Origin of the sequence: Phormidium sp. FACHB-1136 (assembly GCF_014697375.1) — a bacterium.
Classification (GTDB): domain Bacteria; phylum Cyanobacteriota; class Cyanobacteriia; order Phormidesmidales; family Phormidesmidaceae; genus Nodosilinea.
This window is the reverse complement of sequence record NZ_JACJRS010000167.1, coordinates 1-6,377: the sequence shown is the minus strand read 5'-3', so window position 1 is coordinate 6,377 and position 6,377 is coordinate 1. Positions and strand designations below refer to the sequence as shown.

Genomic DNA, 6,377 nt, shown 5'->3' with positions numbered 1-6,377 from the left:
AAAGCCGATTCCGCTCAGAAGCGCTAAGCTGGGCATAACTCATAGGGTGTCTTTTTGTTGTAGGAAACATCAGACTATCCTATGAGTCCCTCTGCGGGAAGCTTCTAAGTGTTGCACTTCATTCTAGAATTGGTGATTTATAATCCTATGGCGAATTTCGTTGAGGTGAGATACCTGACTGCCTGACACATCTCTGGAAACCCCTGATTTCTCGTAGGGGCCATTGGCCCAAAAGCCCCTTCAGCCAAGCTTTCCGGTCTAACCCAGGGGCTATGGGCTTCGGCTCCAAGACAACGCATTTTCAAGGGTTTCGGGACTTGTGTCAGGCAACCAGCCCTTAACCACCCTCACCCAGTCCAGCCTTTTCTACTTCCTCCGGGTCTACACCCAAGGCTTTAAGTTTAGCGGCCAAACGATCAGCCCTAGACTTTTCCTGCTCAGCCCGTTGTCGCAGCTCAACCGGGGTTAAAAATAACTGGCCCTGATTATCGTACAAATTCAAAGTGGAAGGCCCTAACTCAAATCGAACTCCCAACCGGGGGCTCAGCCAGCCATCCATTGCTTCAATGGCCGTTAGGGTTCCTTCTCGCCTTTCCAAACCCGTCAACTCATTAGTATCTGGGTTGTAAATATAGTATTCTTCAACACCATAATAATTGTAAAACAGTGATTTTTGAATCATCTCCTTGGTAGTATTACCGGGAGATAAAATTTCAAACACAACCTGGGGTGCAATGTTATCCTCCTGCCACTGACGGTAGGAGCCCCGATCACCCTTAGGACGCCCAAAAGCCACTAAAACATCCGGCGCAACCCGGATATCAGGACGTCCCTCCACCGGGTACCACAGTAAATCACCCGCTACAAAAACCGTCTCATCCTCAAGAAAAAGATAGTCTAAATTCTCTTTGATTAGGACAATCCAGCGAAACTGCTTGGTGTTATCTGCCATCGGCTGGCCATCGCTATCGGGGTAGAGGGTAACCTGGTCGAGGGCTAAGGGCATCGGCTTCCATTCCCAGCAGTAAGGACTATGGTAAAAGACCTATATGTTTTAACTTCCGGCTCGTCATTCAAGAGTTGGGTCGCATTAGGCATTTAGATTCAAGCCATTAGGCAGTGATGGCGGACATGGTTCCCCAGTCCTTCCCAGAACATTTGCCTTAATTGTAGCCGCTCCATCGGTATAACGGCTCTAGAGGTTTAGGTGCTTCATCCACCGCACAGTGTAGCAGCGATCACTCTCCACTAATTCCCCTGATTGATACTTAGCAATAATTGCTTCAATCGCATCATCTACCGAGTACTGCGGTTCAAACCCAGTGGCCCTCAGCTTGTCCGAATTTTGCCGATAGGAGCGAGGATCATTCGACTCCGTCACCACAATCTCCGCCGACACCCGCTGCTGCACCCGCTCCGCAATATCCAAAATGGAAATATTTTCAAACCCTGCATTATAGGCTCCCGAAGGTAACTCCGGATTAGCCAAGAAATGACGATAGACATTCACCATATCTTGAATATGGATATTAGGCCGCGTTTGTTGACCCCCAAACACCGTAATCTTGCCATTTTTCAGGGCTTGAAAGGTGAGCATATTGACACTCACATCCAATCGCATCCGTGGCGACACCCCACAAACCGTAGCCGGACGAATACAATGCACTTGAAACGCATCTTGATAGCTCAGCAGCACCCGCTCCGCTACCATTTTAGTTTTGTTGTACACCGAGATCGGAACTAGGGTCAGATCCTCCGTCACCTGGGGATCATCTTTCACCCCATAAACACTTCCAGAACTAGCAAAGAGAAACTGCTTTACTCCCGCCCGTTGTGCCCGATCCGCCAACTGCTGAGCGGCTAGCACATTTACCTCCCAAGACAGCGTCGGATTTAAATCCACTCCAGGGTCATTAGCAATGTTCGCTAAGTGGATAATCCGCTCCACGCCCGTCATAGGGATAGCGTCAACGTCGCGAATGTCCTGCTGCAAGACCGTCAAGTGCGGATGAGGCTTGAGGTAGTTCCCAAACCACTGAGTATCGACCACTATGACTTGGTGCCCATCCACCAATAGCTGCTCGGTTAGCACTGAGCCAATGTAACCGCATCCACCCGTCAATAAAATAGTCATGCTCTACCAATGATTAACTCGCTGACGCTTATGAAAAACTAGGGCTTGTGAATATACTCGGACGGCAGGGTTTCTAGGGTAGATAAATTGTTATCCACCCAAGCTAACGTTGCTTCTAGCCCTTCTACTAAGGAGATACGATCCTCCCAACCCAATTCACGGCGGATCTTTTGACTATCTAGCAGGTAAGCCTGATCCTTGCCTAGACGCTCCTCAGCCACCTGGGCCAGATTCTCAAAAGCTACCCCTGTTAATGATGCAATTTGCTCTACCAGTCCCCGGATAGAGACCGTTTGACGGGTGGAAATATGGTATGCCTCACCCGGATTCCCTCCTAACGCTACCCGGTAAGTGGCATCTGCCACATCCTCAATGTGAATAAAGGAACGGATGGAATGGCCACCGCCATGGAGCGCTAAGGTCTTACCCAAGCGAGCAAACAACAGGGTGCGGGGGATAATTCGATAGAGTTGCTGACCAGGGCCGTAGACATTCGCCGCTCGGGTGAATACCACCGGAAAGCGATAGGCCTTAAAGAAACTCATGAGATGCAGGTCACAGGCGGCACGGGAAACAGCGTAGGGGGTGCTAGGGGCAAAGTGAAAATTTTCCTGTATCCATCCCTCTGTGCTGCCATAGACCTCTGGGGTCGTAACATGGACATACTTTTTAAGTCCCGATACCTGGCGCAGTTGATCATGAAGCTTGACCTGGGCGACCACATTTGTCTGATACCAATGCTCCGGAATTTGCCAACTCTGAGCCACCATGCCCTGAGCTGCAAAGTTAACGACATACTCTGGCTGAAATGACTGGATTAAAGCTATCAGCTCGTTTAGTTGATGGTTGAGGTCAATCTGCTCGAACCGAAAATGATCCAGGCTTGACAACCAACGGTAGGGTAGAAATACTGAGTGAGGCTCTAAAGAACGGCTTACCCCGACAACCTCGTTACCCTGCCGTAGGAGATAGCTACAAAAATGAGCCCCGGAAAAAGAATTACTACCAATAACGAGAAACCGAGCCGTCATGCACTTAATCTCCCTGAGTTGGCTTGGGCATTCTGAGCATCATCGCCCAAGACCTCACACAACCATTGCATACACATATGACCAATAATCAACTGTAAGTCCTCGGCAATCTGCATGTCATTGACCGAAAAGTGCAAGGGAATTTGGGCTAGGTCTTTGCATTTCCCCCCCGAGAAGCCCAGAATAGCCGAGGTTATAAGACCCAATTGGTTGCCGACCTCCAAGGCTTTCACCACATTAGGCGAATTTCCACTACCCGACAGTACAATCAGCACATCCCCAGGTTGACCCTTTACCCGAATCTGTTGGGCGTAGATCTCGTCATAGCCTAAGTCATTGCCTAGGCAAGTTAAGACGGCTGGATTGGCACTCAGAGATTCCACACGCAACCCCAAACCTGACTTCATCCCTGCGCCATAGAGAAGATCGTTAGCCAGATGTACTGCATTTCCAGCACTCCCTCCGTTACCACAGAGGTAAACACAGCGACCCATTTGCCAAGCTTTACGAAGAGCAGATCCCAACTCAGGAATCTTATCCATCACGGCTTGGTTGAGGGCATAGTGAAGCCGTTCCTTGTAGGTTTCAATGTAGGTATTCATAGCTTTGGGGTTGGATATACGTTTTAGACGCATTAACTGGGGTGGTTCAAGTAGGCATGAACTTGAGATAAATGATGCACTTGGGCTGTCGGATGAATGACATCTTGAGAAGAAGTATCTTTTCCGTAGAGTAGGTTATATCCTACACCTGCGGCTTGACCCGCAGCAATATCCCTCAACCGATCTCCCACAAGAACTGAATTGGGTAAGTCTAGATGGAGGTCTTGGGCTGCGGCTAAAATCATTCCCGGCTTTGGCTTACGCCAATTCGATAACCGTCGATAGGATCCTTGTCCCTCAGTCGGGTGATAAGGACAGAAATAGACCCGACTAAGGGGGCACCCTTGCTCCACAAACACCCTTTCCATCCAAGCGGTCAGTTCGTGAAATTCTGCCTCGGAAAAGTAACCACGGCCAATGCCAGATTGGTTGGTTACCACCACAAGATGATAGCTCAGCTTATGGGCTTGACGACAAAGGTCAAAAATTCCCTCCACGAATATCACTTGGTCGGGACGGTAGAGAAAATGGACGTCAACATTAATGACACCATCTCGATCCAAAAAAAGGGCTCGGGGTTTCACCACCAAAATCTCCTTACTCCAGCCGCTCTAGCGCTCGTTCAGCCAAGATTTGACCAATGGCCAGGGAAGCTGTTGCTGCGGGAGAGGGGGCATTACACACATGCAACACTCGATCACGGCCTCTTAGATCAAAGTCATCTAACAACTGGCCATGCAGATCGCAAGCCTGGGCTCTAATTCCTGCCCCTCCTTGGGATAAGTGTTCAGCTCTAATATCCGGAACCAGTTGCTGTAGGGCTCGGACAAAGGCTCCTTTACTTAGGGAACGATACATTTCCCCAAGACCTGAGCGCCAATATTTTAGTGCTACTCGTTGGAACCCGGGCCAGGTTAAGGTTTCCCAAGCGTCCAGCAGATTGACATCGGTTTTGTGATAAGCCTCTCGCCCTAGAGCTAAAACCGCATTAGGGCCACACTCGACTCCACCACCAATCATGCGAGTAAAGTGTACCCCCAAAAATGGAAAGGCTGGGTCGGGCACTGGGTAAATTAAATGACGTATCATGCCCTGTGCTTCTGGCTTGAGTTCATAGTATTCACCCCGAAAGGGAACAATTCGCAATGGTAGGTTCGGTTCGGTTTGTCGAGCTAGGCGATCCGACTGTAAGCCACCACATACGACTACGGTCTTCGCCCACCACCTTCCACGATTGGTTTCAACGGTTACGCCAGCTAACTCTGGAATAATTCGCTCTACCCGCTCCCCAGTGACCACTTCGGCACCAGCTATAGCCAGCTTTTCAGCATACTTCTCGGCCACCGCTCGGTAATCCACAATTCCCGTCTGAGGGACTCGCAACCCTTGCAGACCAACACAGTGGGGCTCAATCTCACGGATTTGCTCAGGGCTTAAGAAATGCAAACCCTCCAGTCCATTGGCAATGCCACGGTTATACAAATCTTCGAGGCGAGGCAACTCTTCGGTTCGGGTCGCGACCACGACCTTTCCGCAAATATCGTGGGCAACGCCCTCCGTTTGACAAAAGGCTAGTAATTGATCATAACCCTGGCGACAGGTTTTAGCCTTAAGCGATCCAGGGCGATAGTACAGCCCTGAATGGATAACCCCACTATTACGCCCAGTTTGGTGCTGGGCGAGGCTGCGTTCCTTTTCTAGAACCACCAAGTGGGTCTGGGGCCGTGATTGTAATAGAGATCGGGCTGTGGCTAGACCCACAATGCCCCCTCCGATAATCAGCAGATCACAGGTGTTAGCTACCATACATTACGTCCCTGTGGTCAGGCGGCAAATCACAACGCGGAATGGCGAACGGCTGCCCCCGCTTATTAAGGCCGCCTGAATATCCGTCATGCGATAGTTTAGCTCCAGCTCCAACTGCTGATAGTACCAAGGGCCATAGGATGGCTCCGTCATCAGGTGGGCCTCGCGGGTAATCCCATGGGTGAGCAACCGAATCAGCTTTTCGTAGAGATCCGAGCGGTTCGTGGTGAAACACCCTTTCATCTGTCCCACAGAACCTCACAATTTACGTTTGGTGACCGCATCAATCACTCAATAGGAGGAAAATCCGGCCAAAAGTCTTCCCTCAGCACCTGACTCAGGATAAACGGACAGGTCTGGGAAAACTGGTCATCTGCTAGATCGTTTTCTGCAATCGCCAGATCCCTAGCCAAAGGCTAACTTTCCTGCATGGCCTCATCCAAACATGACGTTAGGCCAGGATTACGGCGCAGCAGTTTGGCAATCGAGGTTCTTTGCCCGCGAATCGTCGCTCGCCAACGATTCGTTCGCTTCCAATGCTGTACCTGCCACTTCAACAAATGGGCGATCAACTGAGTCAACCGAGATTCCAACTCATCATAGTGGCGGTTGCCCAAATCGGTAGTGCATTAATGCACGGGACAGAGGAAAATCAGGCTACGCCACCACGATAACCAGGGAGACAAACGCATGGCCATCGAGATGACCTGTCCGACCTGTGGGTCTCACGATATCTCCAAGAACGGCACCAGCCATCGCGGGAAGCAAAATTACAAGTGCCGGGACTGTGGCCGTCAATTTGTG

The 6,377-nt window shown here is 50.3% G+C and carries 9 protein-coding genes; 1 reads left to right on the top strand and 8 read right to left on the bottom strand.

The genetic code is table 11. The annotated features are described in order from the left end of the window. Positions 1 to 337 precede the first annotated feature (337 nt). From H6G62_RS25500 to H6G62_RS27460, 8 genes are all read right to left on the bottom strand, one after another. Positions 338 to 1,006: a Uma2 family endonuclease gene (locus tag H6G62_RS25500; RefSeq protein WP_190500432.1), complete on the bottom strand. Its 669-nt coding sequence runs from the start codon at positions 1,004 to 1,006 to the stop codon at positions 338 to 340. Between the two features lie 189 nt (positions 1,007 to 1,195). Beyond that, complete coding sequence (locus H6G62_RS25495) at positions 1,196 to 2,134, bottom strand: SDR family oxidoreductase (protein WP_190500430.1); 939 nt, start codon at positions 2,132 to 2,134, stop codon at positions 1,196 to 1,198. Positions 2,135 to 2,172: 38 nt separating this feature from the next. Further along, positions 2,173 to 3,165, bottom strand: coding sequence for a GDP-mannose 4,6-dehydratase (locus H6G62_RS25490; RefSeq protein WP_190500428.1), 993 nt, complete (start codon positions 3,163 to 3,165; stop codon positions 2,173 to 2,175). Continuing rightward, positions 3,162 to 3,767 (bottom strand): SIS domain-containing protein, encoded by a 606-nt coding sequence (locus H6G62_RS25485; RefSeq protein ID WP_190500426.1) that lies wholly within the window; start codon positions 3,765 to 3,767, stop codon positions 3,162 to 3,164. Before H6G62_RS25485 ends, H6G62_RS25490 begins: the two co-directional genes overlap by 4 nt. Before the next feature lie 32 nt (positions 3,768 to 3,799). Further along, the gene (locus H6G62_RS25480; protein ID WP_199325246.1) at positions 3,800 to 4,354 is read right to left on the bottom strand and encodes an HAD family hydrolase; all 555 of its coding nucleotides are present in this window, start codon (positions 4,352 to 4,354) and stop codon (positions 3,800 to 3,802) included. Positions 4,355 to 4,364: 10 nt separating this feature from the next. After that, complete coding sequence (gene lhgO / locus H6G62_RS25475; RefSeq protein ID WP_190500421.1) at positions 4,365 to 5,573, bottom strand: L-2-hydroxyglutarate oxidase; 1,209 nt, start codon at positions 5,571 to 5,573, stop codon at positions 4,365 to 4,367. A 3-nt stretch (positions 5,574 to 5,576) separates the two neighbouring features. Beyond that, entirely contained in the window at positions 5,577 to 5,816 is a 240-nt protein-coding gene (locus H6G62_RS25470) for a hypothetical protein (protein WP_199325245.1), read from the bottom strand. Between the two features lie 173 nt (positions 5,817 to 5,989). Then, the gene (locus tag H6G62_RS27460; protein WP_199325243.1) at positions 5,990 to 6,190 is read right to left on the bottom strand and encodes a DUF29 domain-containing protein; all 201 of its coding nucleotides are present in this window, start codon (positions 6,188 to 6,190) and stop codon (positions 5,990 to 5,992) included. Between the two features lie 85 nt (positions 6,191 to 6,275). On the opposite strand from H6G62_RS27460, the gene H6G62_RS25460 reads away from it, so the two are divergent. Further along, the coding region (locus H6G62_RS25460; RefSeq protein ID WP_199324940.1) for an IS1 family transposase at positions 6,276 to 6,377 on the top strand (102 nt) is incomplete at its 3' end.

Coding starts and splice junctions, on each gene's coding strand:
- H6G62_RS25500 (WP_190500432.1), bottom strand. CDS start 1,006: ATGCCCTTAGCCCTCGACCAGGTTACCCTCTACCCCGATAGCGATGGC.
- H6G62_RS25495 (WP_190500430.1), bottom strand. CDS start 2,134: ATGACTATTTTATTGACGGGTGGATGCGGTTACATTGGCTCAGTGCTA.
- H6G62_RS25490 (WP_190500428.1), bottom strand. CDS start 3,165: ATGACGGCTCGGTTTCTCGTTATTGGTAGTAATTCTTTTTCCGGGGCT.
- H6G62_RS25485 (WP_190500426.1), bottom strand. CDS start 3,767: ATGAATACCTACATTGAAACCTACAAGGAACGGCTTCACTATGCCCTC.
- lhgO (WP_190500421.1), bottom strand. CDS start 5,573: ATGGTAGCTAACACCTGTGATCTGCTGATTATCGGAGGGGGCATTGTG.
- H6G62_RS25470 (WP_199325245.1), bottom strand. CDS start 5,816: ATGAAAGGGTGTTTCACCACGAACCGCTCGGATCTCTACGAAAAGCTG.